The sequence below is a fragment of the Streptomyces sp. NBC_01465 genome (genome assembly GCF_036227325.1).
Taxonomy (GTDB): Bacteria; Actinomycetota; Actinomycetes; order Streptomycetales; family Streptomycetaceae; genus Streptomyces.
On record NZ_CP109467.1, the window covers coordinates 2,601,614 to 2,621,888 of the forward strand.

Consider the following 20,275-nt stretch of genomic DNA (forward strand, 5'->3'; position numbering starts at 1 on the left):
GGACCCCTGTGACATTGCGTTCGAAATCGGCTCGCCCGGCGCGGAGAGTCCTGGTAGGCATGGCATATGACGACCGAATTGCGGGTGTTGCTTCCGGCCGAATGGGCCGACTGGTACGGCAAGTTGGAGCGGGCGTTCGGTGGTGTTCTGGAGACCGACGAGGAGCGCGGGGTCTACCGGGACCTGACCGAGGCGGCGGGGTACGAGCGGTTCATCGGCGCCTGGGACGGCGACGAGTGCGTGGGGACGGCCGGGGCCTTCGACTTCCGGCTGAGCGTGCCGGGCGGCGCCTTCGTGCCGGCCGCGGGCGTGACCATGGTCAGCGTCGCCGGTACGCACCGCAGGCGCGGGGTGCTGACGTCGATGATGCGCAGGCAGCTGGACGACGTACGGGCGTGGGGCGAGCCCCTGGCGGTGCTGACCGCGTCCGAGCCGGCGATCTACGGGCGCTTCGGCTACGCGGCCGCGACCCGCCAGCTGAAGGCGGAGATCGACACGGACCGGGTGTCGCTGGCGATGCCGGAGGGTGTGGAAGGCGTACGGCTGCGGTACGTCGATCCGCAGGCCGCGGCGGAGCGGTGCGAGGCCGTCTATGCGGCCTCGATCGGCTCGCGCCCCGGGATGCCGGCCCGCACCGCGCACTGGGACCGGCTGCCGCTGCTCGACCCGCCGGCCGACCGCGAGGGCGCGTCGGCCCTGCAGTGCGTGCTGGCGGAGCGGGACGGCGAGACGGTGGGGTACGTACGGTTCCACATCAAGCCCGACTGGGATGCGAGCGGGCCCAAGGGGACGGTGATGCTGCGGAATCTGGACGCCCTGGATCCGGTGGCGTACGCGGCGCTGTGGCGGTTCCTGTTCTCCATCGACCTGACGTCGACCGTGCAGGTGCACAACCGGCCCGTCGACGACCCGTGGCAGTACCTCGCCTCCGACATCCGGCGGTGCGGTCTGCGGGAGCGGGACTCGCTGCATGTGCGGCTGGTGGATGTGGGGGCTGCGCTGGAGGCGCGGACGTATCTGACGCCGGTGGACGTGGTGTTCGAGGTGGAGGACGCGTTCTGCCCCTGGAACAGCGGGCGTTGGCGGCTGAGCGGCAACTCGAAGGGGGCGTCGTGCACGCGGACGGAGGACGCGGCTGATCTGGCGCTGACCGTACGGGAGTTGGGGGCGGCGTATCTGGGCGGGGTGTCACTGTCCGCGCTGGCGGGCGGCGGCTTCGTACGGGAGGTGCGGCAGGGGGCGCTGAGCGAGGCGTCGGTGGCGTTCGGGTCCGACGTCGCGCCTTGGCTTCCGCACGGATTCTGAGCGCGGGTTCAGGATGTCCTCAATCGCCGGACGGGCTTTAAGTGTCCGGCTGACACGTCGGGCACCAGAAGAGGTTGCGGGCCGCGAGGGGGGCTGTGCGGATCTCCGTTCCGCACAGGTGGCACTCCATCGCGGCCCGGCGGTAGACGTAGACCTCGCCGCCGTGGTCGTCCACGCGCGGGGCGCGGTTCATTGCCTCGGGGGTGTGCTCCGGGCGGACGGTGTCGATGCGGTTGTTCCGTACGCCCTCGCGCATCAGGGCCGCCAGGTCGCTCCACATCGCGTCCCACTCCGCCCGGGTGACGTCCTTGCCCGGGCGGAAGGGGTCGATGCCGTGCCGGAAGAGGACCTCCGCGCGGTAGACGTTGCCCACGCCCGCGATGACCTTCTGGTCCATCAGGAGTGCGGCGATCGTCGTGCGGGAGCGGGAGATGCGGTTCCAGGCCTTGGTCCCACCTGAATCGGATGCAGTGTCCGAGGGGCGCAGCGGGTCCGGGCCCAGGCGGTCGTGTATCGCCCGCTTCTCCGCGTCCGTGATCAGGGCACAGGTCGTGGGGCCGCGCAGGTCCGCGTAGGCCTTCTCGCCCACCAGGCGCAGGCGGACCGTGTCCGTCGGCGGGGGCACGGGCGTCGTGCCGAAGCCGAGCTTGCCGAAGAGGCCGAGGTGGATGTGGACCCAGGTCTCGCCGTCGAAGCCCAGGAACAGGTGCTTGCCGTGCGCCTCGGTGGACGTCATAGGGCGCTTGTCGATGAGCGCGGCGCCGTCCGCGAACTTCCCCTGCGGACTGGACGCACGCACAGGCCGGCCGCCGAACCTCTCGAAGTGGTCGGCGGCCAGTCGGTGGATCGTGTGACCCTCGGGCACGGAAGGAGTCAGTCCTGCTGCGGGTGGTGGGCCGGGACGGGCGGGAGGACGTGGGTCTCCTCGTACGCCGAGAGCATGTCGATGCGCCGCTGGTGGCGCTCCTCGCCCGAGTACGGGGTCGACAGGAAGATCTCGATGAACTTCGTCATCTCGTCCAGGGTGTGCATCCGGCCGCCGACCGAGATGACGTTGGCGTCGTTGTGCTCACGCCCGAGCGCCGCGGTCTGCTCGCTCCAGGCGAGGATCGCCCGTACGCCCTTGACCTTGTTGGCGGCGATCTGCTCACCGTTGCCGGATCCGCCGATCACGATGCCGAGGCTGTCGCTGTCCGCGGCCGTCTTCTCGGCGGCACGCAGGCAGAACGGCGGATAGTCGTCCACGGCGTCGTAGATGTGCGGGCCGCAGTCCACGGGGTCGTGGCCGTGGGCCTTGAGCCACTCGACGAGGTGGTTCTTGAGTTCGAAACCGGCATGATCGGAGCCGAGGTACACGCGCATGTGTCGAGTGTGGCATGGAGGGTAGGCGGGACGCCTGGTCGGGGCACGTATGGCGTGCCCCGTTGGCGACATTAAGGACAGAGCGCATGGCGACCACTCCCCCTGTCGAGGTGACGGAACGACCGCCGGCCGGCGGTTCGCCCGACGGACTGCAGGCCGGGCTGAAGAACCGGCATCTGTCGATGATCGCCATCGGTGGTGTCATCGGCGCGGGCCTCTTCGTCGGCTCGGGCGCCGGGATCGCGGCCGCAGGGCCCGGGATCCTGCTCTCGTACGCGCTCACCGGGCTGCTCGTCGTGCTCGTGATGCGGATGCTGGGCGAGATGGCTGCCGCCGACCCCGTCTCGGGTTCTTTCTCGACCTATGCCGACCGGGCGCTCGGGCGGTGGGCGGGCTTCACGATCGGGTGGCTGTACTGGTTCTTCTGGGCCGTCGTGCTCGCCGTGGAGGCCACCGCGGCCGCGACCATCCTCACCGGGTGGGTGCCGGGCGTGCCGCAGTGGGCCTGGGCGCTGATCGTGATGCTGGTGCTGACCGGGACCAATCTGGTCTCGGTCGGGTCCTTCGGGGAGTTCGAGTTCTGGTTCGCCGGGATCAAGGTCGTCGCGATCGTCGCGTTCATCGTGATCGGGGCGCTGGCGGTCTTCGGGCTGCCGCCCGGTGACGACGCGGTGGGGATGGCGAATCTGACCGGGCACGGCGGATTCCTGCCTAACGGCCCGGGGGCGATCCTGTCGGGGATGCTGCTGGTCGTCTTCTCCTTCATGGGCTCGGAGATCGTCACCCTGGCGGCCGCCGAATCACCCAATCCGGTGGAGGCCGTACGCAAGGCCGTCAACAGCGTGATCTGGCGGATCGCGCTCTTCTACATCGGATCGATCCTCGTGATCGTGACGCTGCTGCCGTGGGACTCGGCGGCCGTGAAGAAGAGCCCGTACGTCGCCGTACTGGACTCCCTCGACATCCCGGGCGCGGGCACCATCATGGACATCGTTGTCCTGACCGCCGTGCTGTCCTGCCTCAACTCCGGTCTCTACACGGCCTCCCGGATGGCCTTCTCGCTCGGACAGCGCGGGGACGCCCCGAAGTCCTTCGCCACCGTCAACAGGGGCGGGGTGCCGGCCGTCGCGATCTGGGCCTCGGTCGCCTTCGGGTTCGTCGCCGTCTTCTTCAACTACGTGTCCCCGGACACCGTGTTCAAGTTCCTGCTGAACTCCTCGGGCGCGGTCGCCCTCTTCGTCTGGCTCGTCATCTGCTTCTCGCAGCTGCGGATGCGGCGCAAGATCGAGCGGGAGACGCCGGAGCTGCTGACCGTGCGGATGTGGCTGTACCCGTATCTGACGTACGCGACGATCGCGCTCATCCTGTTCGTCGTCGGCTACATGCTGTACGACAAGGACGGCCGGCCCCAGATGCTCCTCTCCGTGCTGGTGGGCGTGCTGGTGCTGGCAGTTGCCCTGGTGCGCAACCGCGGGCGCGCTCAGAGCGGGGTGAAGGACGACGTCACCGCGTCGTAGGTGCGCAGGGCGGAGGTCTCGGTGCTCGCGTCGTACCAGATGTTGACCTGGTACGACTTGCCGCCCGCGTTGAAGCCCATCTGGCGGGCCTTCCACGCGGCGCCGTTCTGGGTGAAGAAGTAGTCCCAGACGATCGCGGGACGGCCCTTGAAGGTCGTGTTGTCGAGGCGGATCTTCTTGTAGCCGGGGACGTCGTGCGAGCCTCGTTCGGCCTTGATCCACTGGGTCATGAGGTCGCCGCCGGAGGCGAGCCCGTACGTCCCCGAGGTCTCCTGGAGACCGTCCGGCGAGTGGTAGTGGACGTTGGACGGGGACTTGGCGTTGCGGGTCCAGCCCTTGGGCGGCGTCCAGGCGAAGCCCGTCTCGCTCTGGGTGCCGGGCGGGATGATCGGCGGGCGCGAGGTGCCGGCGACCGTGGGGGCGGGCGAACTGCTGTTGCTGCTGGTGGGGTTGGCGGACGGACTGCCCTGGTTGTCGAGGAGCAGGACGGTGGCGACCGTCGCTGCGGCTACTGCCGCGGCGACGCCCACCAGAATCCGATTGCGCCTGCCGCGCGGGGACTTGGGAGCCTGCGGCTGCGGTACGGGCCTGCGCACCGTCAGCGTCGGGTCGCCCGAGGGGCCCGGCTGCGACCGAGGCGGGTGCTGGGGCGGGGCGGAGCTCTGCTGGGACGAGGGCGGGTGCGCCGCCTCGGGTTGCGGGGGTGCGGGCCTGGTGGGTGCCGACTGGGTGGGCAGCGCGTCCTGCGGGACCGGGGGCGGGGCGGGCTTCTGTACGGTGGGCGGCGCCGCGATCGGCTCCAGGCGCTCGTAGACGGCCTCCAGGCTCGGACGCCGCTCCGGCTCCTTGACCAGCAAGGACGCGAGGACGGGGGCCAACGGGCCCGCCCCGCGCGGGAGTTCGGGCTCCTCGTACAGCACCGCGTGCAGGGTGGCGAGCGTCGTCGGGCGCGAGAACGGCGACGAGCCGCCGACCGCCGCGCAGAGCGTGGCGCCCAGCGACCAGAGGTCGGAGGGCGGGCCCTGCGGCCGGCCGCCGACCCGCTCGGGCGCCATGTAGTCGGGCGAGCCGACCAGCATGCCGACGACGGTGAGCGACGTGGTGTCCTGGATGGCCGCGATGCCGAAGTCGGTGAGGACGACGCGTCCCGTCGGGCCGAGCAGGACGTTGCCGGGCTTGATGTCGCGGTGCAGGACGCCCACCGCGTGCACCTCACGGAGCGCGGCGACCAGCCCCATGCCGACCCTGGCCGCCTCGCGCGGGGTCAACGGGCCGTCCTCGATGAGGACTTTCTCCAGGGAGCGGGAGTCGACGAGCTCCATCACGATCCACAGCCGGTCGCCCTCCTCGACCACGTCGTAGACCCTGACCACGTTGGGGTGGTCGATCCTGGCGGTCGCGCGGGCCTCGCGCAGGGTCCGCTCGCGGCGGATGCGGCTGTCCTCGGCATCGAGATCGTCGATGCGCATTTCCTTTATCGCCACGCGTCGGTCGAGTATCTCGTCCGCCGCCTGCCACACACGCCCCATCCCTCCCTGGCCGATGATTTCGCCCAGTCGGTAACGTGCCGCGATCAATAACCCCTGCACCCCGCCGCTCACATTCCCCGGCATTCACGCCCACCCCCTCAGTACCAGCTGTGATCAGCACAGAAGCATGAACTTGCCACCATGACAGCATAGTTCTACGAGATCTTGTGGTACCCCTTCAATACTGCTGCATCCTGCGCGGTTGAGGGGGATGGGGAAATGCAAGGAAAACGTTTTGGGTCACTAATTGCCGCCACTGCTGCGGCTGTTCTATTTCTGCCTTTCGCGGCGGCCGCCGATGATCCCGGAGGGAGCAGCCAGGGCGGCAAGGCCGGGCCGAACACGATCTCCGGGGTCAAGCTGACCACCGAACTGCCCAAGCAGATCAAGGTGGACAACAAGGCGGGGACGACGACCGGTCTGACCGCCAAGGTCTCCAACACCGGGACGAAGGGCAGCGGTCAGATCACGCTGTCGGTGCTCGGTCTCGGCGGGATGAAGATCACGGGCGTCGACGGCTGCATCAAGATCCCGCAGGGGCGGCTGCTCAAGGGCGTCAACAGCGGATTCGCCTGCGTCATCCCCGACTTGGCGGCGGGGAAGAGCAAGTCGTACGCGGTCTCGGCGACGTACGACCTGAAGTCCAAGGGGCAGATCTGTCTGCCGGTGACCAAGAACACGAGCGACAAGGTCCTGTGGCAGCAGGGCCCGGTGCCCTTCGGGACGTCGAAGCCGACGCCGAACGCTCCGGACACTCCACTGCTGCTCGGCACGGACAATGTGCCGGCCGGTCCCGCTCAGCCTTCCGAGGCTCCGAGTTCGGGCGGTTCGGGCAGCGGTCTCCCCAAGACGGGGGCCGGGGTGGCTCTGCCCGCCGGGCTCGTGGGCGGTGCGCTGCTGCTCGCGGGCGGTGCGGGGGTCTGGTGGACCACGCGCGCACGTAGGGCGGGGCGCCACTGATCGGTTCGTACGAGAAGAGGGCCCGCATCCCCGGTGACGGGGGTGCGGGCCCTCTTCGGTGTACTGGTCGGTCAGCCGCGGCGGCCGGCGAACTTCCAGGCGGCCGGCAGCGCGCCCATCGCGAGGGCCGCCTTGAGGGCGTCGCCGATCAGGAACGGGGTGAGGCCGGCCGCGACGGCGGCGGTCGTCGACATGCCGGTGGAGAGGGCCAGGTACGGGACGCCGACCGCGTAGACGATGGCCGAGCCGAGGACCATCGTGCCCGCGGTGCGCAGCACCGAGCGGTCGCCGCCGCGGCGGGCGAGGGCGCCGACCACGGTGGAGGCGAGCAGCATGCCGAGGACGTAGCCGAAGGTGGCGCCGCCCGCACCGGAGGTGCCGTTCTGGAACCACGGCATGCCCGCCATGCCGACGAGCGCGTACACCGCGAGGGCCAGGAAGCCACGGCGGGCGCCGAGGGCCGCGCCGGTGAGCAGGACGGCGAAGGTCTGGCCGGTGACCGGGACCGGGGAGCCGGGGACCGGGACCGCTATCTGCGCCGCGATGCCGGTGAGCGCGGCGCCGCCCATGACCAGGGCCGCGTCCACGGCGTATCGGCTCCGCGTGGCGGGCAGGAGGTCGGCGAGGACCGCTCCGGGGCGGGTGGTGGCAGCAGTGCTCATCGGGACTCCGCGGTGGCTGGCAGGTGGGGACAGGGTGACGTTAGCCGACGGGTCCGCGCGTGATCACCATCTGCGGCCCACAAAGCGGAGGTTGGGACCTTGGTGGGGTTCGCACAAAGAACGGGAAGTACACCTCGGCGGGAGTGACGCTGGTCACTGGAGGTCCGAGGGGATGTATCGGTTTTGCGGAACGGGGCAGTCCGTAGGGAGACTGTAGGTTCCTGATAAATCGTCCGAGAGTTACGAGCACCATGCCCGAGGCCCCGTCCGACACCCTGCCCGCCGGCCTTCCCGCGGAGCCCCTCTCCCCCGGGCTCAAGCAGCGCCACCTCACGATGCTCGGTCTGGGCGGGGTGATCGGCGCCGGGCTCTTCGTGGGTTCGGGCGCGGGGATCGCGGTCGCGGGCCCGGGGATCGTCGTCTCGTATCTGATCGCGGGCGCCCTGGCGATGCTCGTGATGCGGATGCTGGGCGAGATGTCGGCGGCGATGCCCGCCTCCGGGTCCTTCTCCGTGCACGCGGAGCGGGCGATGGGGCGCTGGGCGGGGTTCACGGCCGGCTGGCTGTACTGGTTCCTGCTGGTCGTCGTGCTCGCCGTGGAGGCGACGGCTGCGGCGCAGATCGCCAACGGGTGGGTGCCCGGGGTTCCTCAGTGGACGTGGGTCCTGCTCTTCATGGTGGTCTTCACCGTGGCCAACCTCGCGGCCGTGAAGAACTTCGGGGAGTTCGAGTTCTGGTTCGCGGCGCTGAAGGTCGGCGCGATCGTCCTCTTCCTGATCCTGGGCACGCTCGCGATCTTCGGCGTACTCCCCGACACCGATCCGGTCGGGCTGACGAACCTCACCGGGCAGGGCGGTTTCCTCCCCAACGGCTGGCACGGCGTCGTCTCCGGCGTTCTCACCGTCGTCTTCGCCTTCGGCGGCCTGGAGGTCGTCACGATCGCGGCGGCCGAGACGGACGACCCGGCGCGTGCGGTCAGCCGGGCGGTGCGCAGCGCGGTCTTCCGCATCCTCTTCTTCTACGTCGGATCGATGCTGGTCATCGTGACCGTGCTGCCGTGGACGGCACAGCACGCGGGGCTCTCCCCGTTCGTCGCCGTGCTCGACGCGATCGGGATCCCCTCGGCCGGGAACATCATGAACATCGTCGTGTTCGTGGCGCTGCTCTCGGCCCTCAACGCCAACCTCTACGGCTCCTCGCGCATGATCTTCTCGCTGGCCGAGCGCGGCGAGGCGCCGCGCGGGCTGCTGAAGGTGAGCGGGAATGTGCCGCGCCGCGCGGTCCTCGCCTCGGTCGCCTTCGGCTTCGTCTCCGTACTGCTCAATCTGAAGTGGCCCGACTCGGTCTTCCTCTACATGCTCAACGCGGTCGGCGCGGTGCTGCTCTTCGTCTGGGGCATGATCGCCGCCTCGCAGCTGCGGCTGCGCCGGAAGATCGAGCGCGAGACCCCGGAGCTGCTGCAGCTGCGCATGTGGGCGTTCCCCTGGCTGACCTGGGCGACGCTGGTCGGGCTCGCGGCCGTATTCGTCCTGATGCTGACGGACCGTGCGGCGCGTCCGCAGTTGCTCTGGTCGCTCGGGGCGACGGCCGCGGTGCTCGCGGTTGCGGGCGTACGGGAGCTGCGCGATCACCGTAGGTGAGGCAGGTGTCCGCATAGCGGGCGTTCACTTCCCCTCAGCGGTACGCGACTTCAGACTGTGGGACCGTCCAACCCGTCTCACGTACTGAACAGGCACGACCATGACTCGGACAACCGCGCCCGAAAAGGCGAAGACTGATAAGACCCCGGGGGCCTCGGCCGCTCCGGAGGAAGCATCGGGCTCCCAGCTCACGCACGGTCTCAAGCAGCGTCACCTCTCGATGATCGCGCTCGGCGGCGTCATCGGCGCCGGCCTCTTCGTCGGCTCCGGCACGGGCATCGCGGCGGCGGGACCGGCCATCGTGCTGCTCTTCGCGGGTGCCGGTGCGGTCGTCATGCTCATCATGCGGATGCTCGGCGAGATGTCCGCGGCCCGCCCCGCGACGGGCTCCTTCTCGGTGCACGCCGAGAAGGAGATCGGCGCCTGGGCCGGGGTCACCTCGGGCTGGATGTACTGGGTGATGCTCTGCTGCGGCGTCGCCGCCGAGGCCACCGCGGCCGGCGACATCATGCACGGCTGGGCCGGTTTCATCCCGGCGTACGGCTGGGTCGCGATCTTCATGGTCTTCTTCTGTCTGACCAACCTGGCCGCGGTGAAGAACTTCGGTGAGTTCGAGTTCATCTTCTCGGGCATCAAGGTCCTGGCCATCTCGTCCTTCCTGGTCATCGGCGTTCTCGGCATCTGCGGCGTCTTCGGCGACGCACCGGGCGACGCGTACCTCACCGGCGACGGCGGCTTCTTCCCGACCGGTACGGCCGGGCTGATCGCCGGGCTGCTGACCGCGGTCTTCGCGTACGGCGGCCTGGAGACGGTCACCATCGCGGCGGCCGAGTCCGACCACCCGCGCAAGAACGTGGCGCGCGCGGTGCGCACCGCGGTGTGGCGCATCGCGATCTTCTACATCGGCTCGATGGCGCTGATCGTCACGCTGGTCCCGTGGGACGACCCGAACGTGGCCAAGAACGGCCCGTACGTGACCGTGCTGCAGGACCTCGACATCCCCGCGGCCGACACGATCATGAAGGTCGTGATCCTGATCGCGCTGCTCTCCGCGATGAACGCCAACATCTACGGCGCCTCGCGCATGTCGTACTCGCTGGTCTCGCGCGGCCAGGGTCCGCGCTTCCTGGGCAAGGTGATCAAGGGCGTTCCGATGCCCGCCGTCATCGCCTCCTGCTTCTTCGGCTTCCTGGCCATCGAGGCCGGGGTCCTGTGGCCGGACACGGTCTTCACCTGGCTGATGAACACGACGGGCTGCGCCGTCCTGGTCGTCTGGGCGTTCATCTGCCTGACGCAGCTGAAGATGCGCCGTCGGCTGGAGCGCGAGGAGCCGGAGCTGCTGACCGTGAAGATGTGGGGCTTCCCGTATCTGACGTGGGTCGCGCTCGTCGCGATCGTCGGCGTCTTCGTCGCGATGGGCACGACGTCGGGCGGCCGCGACCAGCTGTACGTCTCGGCGATCCTGGTCGCCGCGCTGGCGGGCGCGGGCTATGCGAAGCAGCGGCGCGACGCGGCGAAGGCTGCGTACGCCGCCTGATCACGCCACTCGACGACACCCCCTGGGCCACCTCGGCCCGGGGGGTGTTTTTTAATGCTGATAGCCTGCACTTGCACATTAGTTGCAATAACAAGCAGTTAGCAGCAGTAGCAGTCGGAGGGCTCGGCCATGGCGACGTACACACTTCCTGAACTCCCGTACGACTACGCGGCACTCGAACCGGTCATCAACCCGCAGATCATCGAGTTGCACCACGACAAGCACCACGCGGCGTACGTGAAGGGCGCGAACGACACCCTGGAGCAGCTCGCCGAGGCGCGCGACAAGGACCAGTGGGGTGCGGTCAACGGCCTGGAGAAGAACCTGGCGTTCCATCTCTCCGGCCACATCCTGCACTCGATCTACTGGCACAACATGACGGGCGACGGCGGCGGCGAGCCGCTTGCGGCGGACGGCGTGGGCGAGCTCGCGGAGGCGATCGCCGAATCCTTCGGCTCCTTCGAGAAGTTCAAGGCCCAGCTGACCAAGGCGTCGGCGACGACGCAGGGTTCGGGCTGGGGCGTCCTCGCGTACGAGCCGCTGAGCGGTCGCCTGATCGTCGAGCAGATCTACGACCACCAGGGCAACGTCGGCCAGGGTTCGACCCCGGTCCTCGTCTTCGACGCCTGGGAGCACGCCTTCTATCTCCAGTACAAGAACCAGAAGGTGGACTTCATCGAGGCGATGTGGCGGGTCGTCAACTGGCAGGACGTGGCGAAGCGTTACGCCGCGGCCAAGGAGCGGACGAACGTGCTGCTGCTCGCGCCGTGAGTCACTGAAGAACTGAAGAAACGTCCTGCTCGTGATCGTCTTCTCAACTGTCGCGTGCAGGCGGATGGAACGGCCGGCCCCCGCGAGGACAGGACTCGCGGGGGCTGTCTGTTTTCGCCCTGCCGCGCCCACGCCGCTCCGGCATAGACTCCCGCCTCCGGGGAACCGAGGGAGGCACCGTGGCAAGCACCAGGATCCTGTCGTGCAGCACGTGCAAGAGGCGGGAACCGCACCGCTGGCTGAACACCGGCGAGAAGCAGCAGCTGAAGCAGGCCACCGGCAGAAGGTACGTGGACGACTTCCTGGTCTGCGTGGCCCCGGGCTGCGGCACGCTGCGCACAGGCCTGAACGAAAACCCCTTCGACAAGCCCCGCAAGCTGCCCGACCCTCAGTGATCCCCGGCTTCGACCGAGGCACGTGCGGTGACCGGTGAGGTCTCGCCCGTTACCGTGAACTCCCTTGCCAGGCCTGTTTCGTGGAGGCGGGCGAAGGGGGTGAAGGGGATGCCGTACTCGTTCTCGCCGCGGTCGAAGTTCCACGATTTGTGGACGTGGAAGCGGTACGCCGCGACCGTGGGGCCGCGCTCCGTCACGCGGACCGTTCCTGTCAGGCGGTACTGGATTCCTCGCAGCGCCAGCCACAGGTCCGTATCGGCCGTGCGGTTGATCAGGACGCCTCGCCAGGTGCTGTCCGCCTCGTACGTGCCGGGGAGCTCCGGGGCCTCCGTCAGCCAGCGGGACAGCTGGGTGTCGACCGCGCGGTGGACCGGGGGCAGGGCGAGGATCCGGTCGGCGTCGATACGGTACGGGGCGCCTGTGGCGGAGAGGTAGTGGCGCATCGTGCCCGCCGCCTCGCGCAGGCCGAGGGCCTGCCAGAGGGCGGCGAGGGCGAGGCACCCTGCCCGTACGACCCGGTCGGTCGGGCGTACGGGCAGGGTGGCAAAGGGGGCGTTGTCGTTCGGAAGGGCGGGGTCTTCGCGGCCGCCGTCGCTGCCGATCTTCATAGGGCGACCGTAGGTCAGATCGGGCGCCCTCGCCCGGTCAGGGGTGCGGGTCAGTCGAAGATCGGGCCCTGGGTGCGGGTCCGCTTGATCTCGTAGAAGCCCGGGATCGAGGCCACCAGGAGCGTGCCGTCCCAGAGCTTCGCCGCCTCCTCGCCCTTCGGCGCGGGGGTGACGACCGGGCCGAAGAAGGCGATCTGCTCGCCGTCCGCGCCGGGGACCGCGATGACCGGGGTGCCGACCTCCTGGCCGACCTTTTCGATGCCCTCGTTGTGGGATGCGCGGACCTGGGCGTCGTAGGTGTCCTTGTCGGCGTACTCGATCAGGTCGGCGGGCAGGCCGACGTCGGCGAGGGCCGCGGCGATCGATTCGAGGGTCGCGCCCTCGTCCTTGTTGTGGAAACGGGTGCCGAGGGCCGTGTACAGCTTGCCCACGACCTCGTCCCCGTGCAGCTCACGCGCGGCGGTCACCACGCGGACCGGGCGCCAGCCCTTGGGGCCGAGCAGCTCGCGGTAGCGCTCGGGCAGCTCGTCGAGCTTGTCCTCGTTGAGGACCGCCAGGCTCATCACGTGCCAGCTGACCTCGACCGGGCGGACCTTCTCGACTTCGAGCATCCAGCGGGAGGTCATCCAGGCCCAGGGGCAGAGCGGGTCGAACCAGAAGTCGACGGGGGTCTTGCTCTCAGACATGTCTCTCCTCAGGAGCGCGGATCGGTCTCGACGGACCGAACGCACGCCAGGGGCCAAACCATTCCCGCGTGCTCGCTGTCGGAGGTGCATGGGAGTATTCAGACATCGGAACGAATACACAAAGGAGTGCCCGTGCCCGGTGAGAATCTGTCCCGTGACGAGGCCCGGGAGCGGGCAGAGCTGCTGTCCGTCGACGGGTACGAGGTCGCGCTCGACCTGCGGTCCGCCGTCGGGGACGGCCCGGCTCAGGGGCCCCGGACCTTCCGCTCGGTGACCACGATCCGCTTCCGGTCCGCGCAGGTGGGCGCCTCCTCCTTCGCCGACCTGGTCGCGCCGTCCGTGAACGCCGTGACGCTGAACGGGCAGGCGCTGGATCCTGCGGCCGTCTTCGACGGGGTGCGGATCGCGCTGGACGGGCTCGCCGCCGAGAACGTGCTGGTCGTGGACGCGCAGTGTGCGTACAGCCGTACGGGTGAGGGCATGCACCGCTTCGTCGACCCGGAGGACGACGAGGTCTACCTCTACACGCAGTACGAACCGGCCGACGCGCGGCGGGTGTTCGCCAACTTCGAGCAGCCCGACCTGAAGGCTCCGTACCGGTTCTCGGTCACCGCGCCCGACGGGTGGACGGTCTGGAGCAACGGGGCCAGCGAGCAGGGGGCCGACGGGGCCTGGGCTTTTGCGGAGACCAAGCCGATCTCCACGTACATCACGTGCGTCGTCGCCGGTCCGTACCACTACGTGACCGACTCCTACCGGCGGACGTTCGAGGACGGCACCGAGCTGGAGATCCCGCTCGGCGCCATGTGCCGCAAGGGGCTCGCCAAGCACTTCGACTCCGACGACATCTTCCTGCTGACCAAGCAGGGGCTCGACTTCTTCCACGAGCACTTCGACTACCCGTACCCCTTCGGCAAGTACGACCAGGCCTTCGTGCCGGAGTACAACCTCGGGGCGATGGAGAACCCGGGCATCGTCACCTTCCGCGAGGAGTACATCTACCGCGGCAAGGTCACCTCGGCGTCGTACGAGCGGCGGGCCAACGTCATCCTCCACGAGATGGCGCACATGTGGTTCGGCGACCTCGTCACGATGATCTGGTGGGACGACCTGTGGCTCAAGGAGTCCTTCGCGGACTTCATGGGGACCTTCTCGATGGTGGGCGCGACCCGCTTCGAGAACGGGTGGATCACCTTCGCCAACAACCGCAAGTCCTGGGCCTACCGGGCCGACCAGCTGCCGTCCACGCACCCGATCACGGCCGACATCCGTGACCTGGAGGACGCCAAGCTCAACTTCGACGGCATCACGTACGCCAAGGGCGCGAGCGTGCTGAAGCAGCTCGTCGCGTACGTCGGGCAGGACGCGTTCCTGGAAGGCGCGCGGCGCTACTTCAAGCGGCACGCGTACGGGAACACGGGGCTCGGCGATCTGCTGGCCGTGCTTGAGGAGACCAGCGGGCGCGACATGACGTCGTGGTCGCAGTCGTGGCTGCAAACGGCAGGGGTCAACTCCCTTACGCCGGTGGTCACTTACGACGAGGCCGGGCGCATCACCGAGCTGGCTGTGGTGCAGGAGGCGGCGGAGTCCCACCCGGAGCTGCGGCCGCACCGTGTCGCGGTGGGCCTGTACCGGCGCGACGCCGGGGAGCTCGTGCGGTACGCGCGGGCCGAGGTGGACGTCGCCGGGACGCGTACGGTCGTGGGCGAGCTGGCCGGGGCCGAGAAGCCCGATCTGGTGCTGGTGAACGACGACGACCTCACGTACTGCAAGATCCGCTTCGACGAGGGGTCACTGGAGACGCTGCGCGGTCACCTCGGCGAGATCACCGACCCGCTGGCGCGGGCGCTGTGCTGGTCGGCGCTGTGGAACCTGACGCGCGACGCGCTGATGCCGGCGCGGGACTTCGTACGGCTGGTGCTGCGGTTCGCGGGGCGCGAGACGGACATCGGCGTGCTGCAGATGCTGCACGCCTGGGCGCAGTCGGCGCTCACGCACTACGCGGCGCCCGCGTGGCGCGAGGAGGGCGGGCGCGAGCTGGCCGAGGGCGCGCTGCGGGAGCTGCGGGTCGCCGAGCCGGGTTCGCAGCACCAGCTGACGTGGGCGCGGTTCTTCGCGGCGGTGGCTTCGTCGGACGCCGACTTCCAGCTGCTGCAGGGGCTGTTGGAGGGGTCGGCGAAGGTCGACGGACTGGACGTGGACCAGGAGCTGCGCTGGGCGTTCCTGTCGCCGCTCGCCGCGCACGGGCTTGCGGACGAGGGGGTCATCGCGGCCGAACTGGCGCGGGACAACACGGCGTCGGGCAAGCGCCACCAGGTCCGCTGCCTGGCCTCGCGGCCGACGGCGGAGGTGAAGGCGCAGGCGTGGGCGGCGGTCGTGGAGTCCGACGCGCTCTCCAACACCCTGGTGGAGGCGACGATCGCGGGCTTCGAGCAGAGCTCGCAGCGGGAGCTGATCGCGCCGTACGGGGAGAAGTACTTCGCCGCGATCGAGCGGGTGTGGGCGGAGCGGTCGATCCAGATCGGGATGATCGTGGTGAAGGGGCTCTTCCCCGGACTGCAGGACGACCGGGCGACGCTGGACGCGACGGACGCGTGGCTGGCGTCGCACGAGGGCGCGGCTCCGGCGCTGCGGAGGCTGGTCCTCGAGGCACGCGACGACCTGGCGCGGACGCTGCGCGGGCAGGCGTGCGACGAGGCTGCGGCCTGACCTGAGATCGAGCGGGGGCCCGGGGCTGCGCGCCCCGGGCCCTCGACGGGCTTGATTTCCTCCTCGTTCGGAGTAATCGACGGTGTGTAACCGACCCCTGACACCCCGACATCACACCAGGTCCCCGCCCCCTATCGGCACTCGAACTCCCGTGCTTTAGGACGGCGTTGTCCGTAATTGTCGACGGCCGTGTAACAGGGGTTAGCGGGCGGGACCGCCGCGGGAATCCCCACCGCATGAACCACAACACCCCCCTCTCCCCCCGCCCCCTCAGCCACCTCTCCGACGTCCAGCGTCGTGTCCTCTCCGCCGCCCAGCTCCGCCACCACGGCGTGAGCGCGGCCCGGTCCGCCGCCAAGTGCCGGCCCGGTGGGCCCTGGCAGCAGTTGCTGCCCGGCGTGTTCGTCCTGCACCCGGGGCCGCCGACCAGCGAGGAGCGGCTGCACGCGGCGCTGCTGTACGCGGGGCGGCCCGCCGAGGGGACCCTCCGGGGCGTGCCGGCGCAGTCGCAGCCGGGGGCGGCGCCCGCGCCGGACCCCGCCCCGTACGGCGACACCATGGTCACCGGTCTCGCCGCCCTCGCCCTGCACCGCTTCTCCTCCGCTCCCCCGCTCCTCTCCCTCGACCAGATCGATGTACTCGTGGCCAGGACGCGACGGCTGCGCTCCACCGGCTTCGCCCGTCTCATCCGCGCCCACGCCCTCCCCCGGGCGCAGGAGATCACCGGCGTGCCCGTCGCCCCTGTCCCCCGCGCCCTCGCCGACGCCGTCGCGCAGCTCACCGACGCCAATGCCGTACGGCGGCTGCTGACCGAGGCCGTACGGGGCGGGCACTGCGAACCGGCCGCCATCGTCAAGGAGTTGAACCAGGCCCGGCTCCTCACCCGCTCCCACGTCGTCGACGCCGTCGACTCGCTCCTCGCCGAGGGACGGGCCATCGCCGAGGACCGGCTGTATGCGATGGTGCGCGAGCACGGACTCCCCGATCCGCTGTGGAATGTGGATCTGCGGCTGCCCGGCGGACCGCACCTGGGCGGCGTCGACGCGTACTGGTCCGACCAGGCCGTGGCCCTGGAGCTCGACACCCGGGCCCCGCGCCACGACGAGGACGCCATGTGGTCGGAGTACGCCCGTAAGCGCGAGCACCTGGAGCGGCTCGGCATCACGGTCGTGCACATCACGCCGAAGAAGCTGCGCGACGCGGCGGAGCAGCAGGCCATGGTCGTACGGACAGCGCTGATGGCGTCCGACGACCGCGACCCGGCCGCCTATGTGGTCGTACTCCCGCGGTGAGCCGGTGAGCAACTACCTCCGCTTCAGCACCAGTTCCGTATTGCGGTCGCCCGCCTTGCCCGTCCGGTCCGCCTGGTGGCCGGGGGCATTGAAGGCCAGTTCGCGGTAGATCGCGGCGAGGCCGGTCTGCGAGAGGTCGGTGAAGTCGGTGCGGTGGGGGGCGGCGGACTCGGCCAGGGTGGTGAAGACGGAGAGCGTGCCGTCCTTGTTGTCCACCAGCTCGACGATCCGGGCCAGTTGGGGGTGGTCGATGTGGGACGCGGTGGTGATCTCCCAGAAGGTGCCGTGCGGCTGGATCTTGTTGCGGTGGCTGTGCCCGTTGATCCAGGCGACGACCTCGGGGTGGCGCTTGAGCACCGCGACCAGTTCCTCGCCGCTGTGGCGGGTGTCATGGGGGTGGGCGGGGTCGGGGTAGGTGTTGTCCATCGTCCAGCTGTTGTGGTGGCTGAAGATCACTGCGTACGGCTGACGGTTCTCCTTCAGGGTCCGCTCCAGCCACTTCAGCTGCGTGGTGCCGATGGTGCCCTCGAAGTGGCCCCCGCGGTCGGTCGTGTCGAGGCTGATGCCGAGTACGTCGTCGGAGATGCGGAAGGCGTAGTGGAGGGTGTCGCTGTCGAGGTTGGCGGCGGTGTACCCGTGGCCGACCGGACCGGGGCCCGTGCGGGCCGGGTCGAGATGGGCGGCGACGTACTCGCGCGGGGTGAAGGGGGCGCGGGACGGGTCGGGGGTGATGGTATGCAGGGTCTTGGCGTGACGGCGGACGAGGGCGGCGAAGTGGCTGCCGTCGAAGTCGCCGTTGGCCCGGTCGCGCTTGAGCTGGGCCCGCACCTCGGCGAGCGGGGCGGCGTACAGCTTGCGGTCGCCGACCGCGTAGTCGGCCAGGAAACCGCTGTGGTCGGCGGAGGCGCCGGTGGTGAGGGTGTCGTGGTTGCCGACCGTGGAGTACCAGGGGATGCGCAGGCCGGGGCTGTTGACGTCACGGATGGCGGCCGCGAGGAAGCCCTCGATCCGCGGGAAGCCGTGGTGCAGTTTGTCGTCGTCGCGCAGGGCCGATTCGGGGTGCCAGTAGAGGGCGCGGCCGGAGTTCTGGATGCCTTCGTAGTGGCGCGGGTCGCCGGTGTTGGGGGTGATCCGGCCGCCGCTCATCACCTTGAGGAACCAGTCGAGTTCGGCCCGGGAGTTGTTGTCGGCGTTGTCCCCGGTGGTCATCACGAAGTTGAGCGGCGCGCCGGTCGCGGGGGCCGCGCGCAGGGCGTTGACGCGCTCGATCAGCGAGACCGCGCCGGGGACGGTGAGGGCTTCCTGGGGGCGCCAGGTGGCGGTCTCCGCGGCGCGCAGGAACTCGCCGCGGATGGGGTGCTGGACGTCGGTGAGGTGCAGATCGGTGAGCTGCACGAAGGCGGCCAGCGTGGTGCGGCGCCCGTCGCGGCCCGCCTTCGCGGAGGCCAGGTCGGTCCGTACCGTACGGGACCAGCCGGGCCCGTCGCCGAGCCGCCGGTAGCCGCCCGAGGTGCGGGGCGCGGCGACGGTGAGGAGGGTGGTGCCGCTGCGGGAGGGCGCCGCGGCGGGGGCTGCCGCCGGCCGCACGGGGGCGACGGGCTCTGCAGCCGCGGCGGGCGGCGCGGACGGTGCGCCGCCCAGGTCGAGCAGGGCGCCGGCCCCGGCCGAGACTCCGGCCGCCCCCGTCACAGCGATAAAGGCGCGGCGGCCGAGGCGGTTCGAGGTACCACCGGTAGGTGTGCGTGACATGGCGCGGTCTCCCCGGGTGCGAACGCATCTGCAAGGGCCGCGGGGTGAACTCCCCGCTCTCCTTGGATGGTTGGCACCGGGCGTGACCTGCGCGTGAACGAAGCCGCAACGCGCGACACCGATCTCCGCACAGGGATCAGTCGCGACCGCACATCGTCACGCACCGCTCGCCGGCAGGCCTGGGCGCGCTCATTCCCCGTTCACCGGCCGGGGAAGGCGGCCCGTCCGAGCGGCGGCTGGTCTCGCCACAACTCCAGCCCGACGTCGACGAGTTCGACCCGCTGGAGGTCGTCGACCGCCGCCAGGGGGTGCCAGGCGGCGAGGTCGGTGGAGCCGCCCTCCTCGGGGCGCAGTTCACCGCCGGTGATCTTGCCCTCGTAGATGATGCGCAGCCCGTGGAAGTCCGCGAACATGCCGAGCTTGCGCGGATAGCGGCGAGTGATGGAGTCGATGCCGAGGAGCCGCACCGGCTCCACGGTGTACCCCGTCTCCTCGTCCAGTTCGCGGACGACCGTCTCGAGGGGGTCCTCCGCGTGGTCCATCCCGCCGCCCGGCAGCGTCCAGCGCTTCGTGCCGTCCCCGGCCACCCAGCGGGCGAGGAGAACCTGTTCGTCGCGTACGCAGACGGCATACGCCGCCACCCTGAGCTCCTTGTTCATTGGTTGAGGCTAGTGCCCCGGGGGCGGATTGGCGGGTGAGTAGTCGGGGGCGGACCAGCGGAGAGGGCTGGCGGACCGCGTCTCGGCCGTCTCGTCGATCTCGAAGCGCGTCCTGCGTTCGCCTGTGCCCACGTCGAAGTCGGTGTGTGCGGTGCCCGTCAGCTGGAGCGTTGCGCCGGTCGTCCAGTCCAGGACGAGGATTCCCGCGCGGGGGTCGGTCTCCAGGTTGCCGAGGGTCAGGAACATCGTGTTGCCGGGGTAGTCGCGCCAGCTCAGCGCGGTCGGGGACTCCACGGTGACGAATCCCGGGTTTCCGCCGCGGTGGCTCGCGTCCACGCCGTCGGGGGCGGCGGTCGCGATGAAGAAGGTGTCGGCGGCGCGGAGGAACCTCTCCTGGTCGGGGGTGAGGTGTCCGCCGCGCCGCACGGCACCGGTCGGGGTGTCCTCGGCGGGCGCGAGGAGGTCGCGGCGCTGGATGTACTTGGGGCAGTTGGCGAACACCTCGTCGGCCTCGACGGCCAGTCCGCGCGGGGTGGTGCGCGCGGTTCCGTTGAGGCGCATACGGCGGCGGGTGCGCGGGTCGAGGGCGATGGTGCCGACGGGGCCTTCGAGGGCGCCGTACAGGGGGTCGCCCTCGTGCGGGCCGCCGGTCACGGAGATCGACCGGGGCCCCGTGGCCCGTACGAAACCGGGGCGTCCCGTGAGCAGCGAGGCCCAGATCCGGCCCGCGCCGTCCGCCGCCCCGATCACCAGCATCGGCTGGAGTCCGAGGAAGGCGGCGGCGACGGGCTTGATGCCCTGCCCTATGGAGCGGCCGACGTGCTCGGCCTGCGCGCGGACGCCGACGCGGTCCTGCACGGTGAGCGATCCCTGGTGGTACGTGGCCACGGCGGG

Annotated in this window: 18 protein-coding genes; 9 read left to right on the forward strand and 9 right to left on the reverse strand. The window is 70.1% G+C overall.

Annotated features, from left to right (window positions below):
• The first annotated feature begins 66 nt into the window (after window positions 1–66).
• Entirely contained in the window at window positions 67–1,305 is a 1,239-nt protein-coding gene (locus OG707_RS11970; RefSeq protein WP_329117290.1) for a GNAT family N-acetyltransferase, read from the forward strand.
• Between the two features lie 37 nt (window positions 1,306–1,342).
• Here the strand turns inward: OG707_RS11970 and OG707_RS11975 are convergent, their stop codons facing one another.
• On the reverse strand, window positions 1,343–2,170 hold the full coding sequence (locus OG707_RS11975) for an Fpg/Nei family DNA glycosylase (protein WP_329117292.1): 828 nt from the start codon (window positions 2,168–2,170) through the stop codon (window positions 1,343–1,345).
• An 8-nt stretch (window positions 2,171–2,178) separates the two neighbouring features.
• Entirely contained in the window at window positions 2,179–2,667 is a 489-nt protein-coding gene (locus tag OG707_RS11980; RefSeq protein ID WP_329117294.1) for a ribose-5-phosphate isomerase, read from the reverse strand.
• Between the two features lie 86 nt (window positions 2,668–2,753).
• Between OG707_RS11980 and OG707_RS11985 the strand changes: the two genes are divergently transcribed.
• Window positions 2,754–4,184, forward strand: a complete 1,431-nt coding sequence (locus OG707_RS11985; protein ID WP_329117296.1) for an amino acid permease — start codon at window positions 2,754–2,756, stop codon at window positions 4,182–4,184.
• Here OG707_RS11985 and OG707_RS11990 read toward each other — a convergent pair.
• Entirely contained in the window at window positions 4,148–5,797 is a 1,650-nt protein-coding gene (locus tag OG707_RS11990) for a serine/threonine-protein kinase (RefSeq protein ID WP_329117298.1), read from the reverse strand. The genes OG707_RS11985 and OG707_RS11990 overlap by 37 nt on opposite strands.
• 135 nt (window positions 5,798–5,932) lie before the next feature.
• Between OG707_RS11990 and OG707_RS11995 the strand changes: the two genes are divergently transcribed.
• Window positions 5,933–6,673 carry a hypothetical protein gene (locus tag OG707_RS11995; RefSeq protein ID WP_329117301.1) on the forward strand — a complete coding sequence of 247 codons (741 nt, stop codon included), beginning with the start codon at window positions 5,933–5,935 and terminating at the stop codon, window positions 6,671–6,673.
• Window positions 6,674–6,744: 71 nt separating this feature from the next.
• Here the strand turns inward: OG707_RS11995 and OG707_RS12000 are convergent, their stop codons facing one another.
• Window positions 6,745–7,335 carry a biotin transporter BioY gene (locus tag OG707_RS12000; protein ID WP_329117303.1) on the reverse strand — a complete coding sequence of 197 codons (591 nt, stop codon included), beginning with the start codon at window positions 7,333–7,335 and terminating at the stop codon, window positions 6,745–6,747.
• 251 nt (window positions 7,336–7,586) lie between these two features.
• On the opposite strand from OG707_RS12000, the gene OG707_RS12005 reads away from it, so the two are divergent.
• The 4 genes from OG707_RS12005 to OG707_RS12020 all read left to right on the forward strand — a co-directional run bounded on the left by OG707_RS12005 (window position 7,587) and on the right by OG707_RS12020 (window position 11,678).
• Window positions 7,587–8,975, forward strand: coding sequence for an amino acid permease (locus tag OG707_RS12005; protein ID WP_329117305.1), 1,389 nt, complete (start codon window positions 7,587–7,589; stop codon window positions 8,973–8,975).
• A gap of 100 nt (window positions 8,976–9,075) precedes the next feature.
• The gene (locus OG707_RS12010; RefSeq protein ID WP_329117307.1) at window positions 9,076–10,512 is read left to right on the forward strand and encodes an amino acid permease; all 1,437 of its coding nucleotides are present in this window, start codon (window positions 9,076–9,078) and stop codon (window positions 10,510–10,512) included.
• A 129-nt stretch (window positions 10,513–10,641) separates the two neighbouring features.
• Window positions 10,642–11,283: a superoxide dismutase gene (locus OG707_RS12015; RefSeq protein WP_329117309.1), complete on the forward strand. Its 642-nt coding sequence runs from the start codon at window positions 10,642–10,644 to the stop codon at window positions 11,281–11,283.
• A 179-nt stretch (window positions 11,284–11,462) separates the two neighbouring features.
• A complete protein-coding gene (locus OG707_RS12020; RefSeq protein ID WP_329117311.1) occupies window positions 11,463–11,678 on the forward strand; it encodes a hypothetical protein in 216 nt (71 codons plus the stop codon).
• Here the strand turns inward: OG707_RS12020 and OG707_RS12025 are convergent.
• Window positions 11,672–12,286 carry a hypothetical protein gene (locus OG707_RS12025; RefSeq protein ID WP_329117314.1) on the reverse strand — a complete coding sequence of 205 codons (615 nt, stop codon included), beginning with the start codon at window positions 12,284–12,286 and terminating at the stop codon, window positions 11,672–11,674. The genes OG707_RS12020 and OG707_RS12025 overlap by 7 nt on opposite strands.
• A 50-nt stretch (window positions 12,287–12,336) precedes the next feature.
• On the reverse strand, window positions 12,337–12,972 hold the full coding sequence (locus tag OG707_RS12030) for a mycothiol-dependent nitroreductase Rv2466c family protein (protein WP_329117316.1): 636 nt from the start codon (window positions 12,970–12,972) through the stop codon (window positions 12,337–12,339).
• A gap of 132 nt (window positions 12,973–13,104) precedes the next feature.
• On the opposite strand from OG707_RS12030, the gene pepN reads away from it, so the two are divergent.
• Window positions 13,105–15,681 (forward strand): aminopeptidase N, encoded by a 2,577-nt coding sequence (gene pepN, locus OG707_RS12035; protein WP_329117319.1) that lies wholly within the window; start codon window positions 13,105–13,107, stop codon window positions 15,679–15,681.
• A 236-nt stretch (window positions 15,682–15,917) separates the two neighbouring features.
• Window positions 15,918–16,973: a hypothetical protein gene (locus OG707_RS12040; RefSeq protein ID WP_329117321.1), complete on the forward strand. Its 1,056-nt coding sequence runs from the start codon at window positions 15,918–15,920 to the stop codon at window positions 16,971–16,973.
• Between the two features lie 12 nt (window positions 16,974–16,985).
• Here the strand turns inward: OG707_RS12040 and OG707_RS12045 are convergent, their stop codons facing one another.
• From OG707_RS12045 to OG707_RS12055, 3 genes are all read right to left on the reverse strand, one after another.
• Entirely contained in the window at window positions 16,986–18,722 is a 1,737-nt protein-coding gene (locus OG707_RS12045) for a TIGR03767 family metallophosphoesterase (RefSeq protein WP_329117323.1), read from the reverse strand.
• Between the two features lie 200 nt (window positions 18,723–18,922).
• Window positions 18,923–19,381 carry an NUDIX hydrolase gene (locus OG707_RS12050; RefSeq protein WP_329117325.1) on the reverse strand — a complete coding sequence of 153 codons (459 nt, stop codon included), beginning with the start codon at window positions 19,379–19,381 and terminating at the stop codon, window positions 18,923–18,925.
• Between the two features lie 9 nt (window positions 19,382–19,390).
• Window positions 19,391–20,269 carry a pyridoxamine 5'-phosphate oxidase family protein gene (locus OG707_RS12055; protein WP_329117327.1) on the reverse strand — a complete coding sequence of 293 codons (879 nt, stop codon included), beginning with the start codon at window positions 20,267–20,269 and terminating at the stop codon, window positions 19,391–19,393.
• Window positions 20,270–20,275 lie beyond the last annotated feature (6 nt).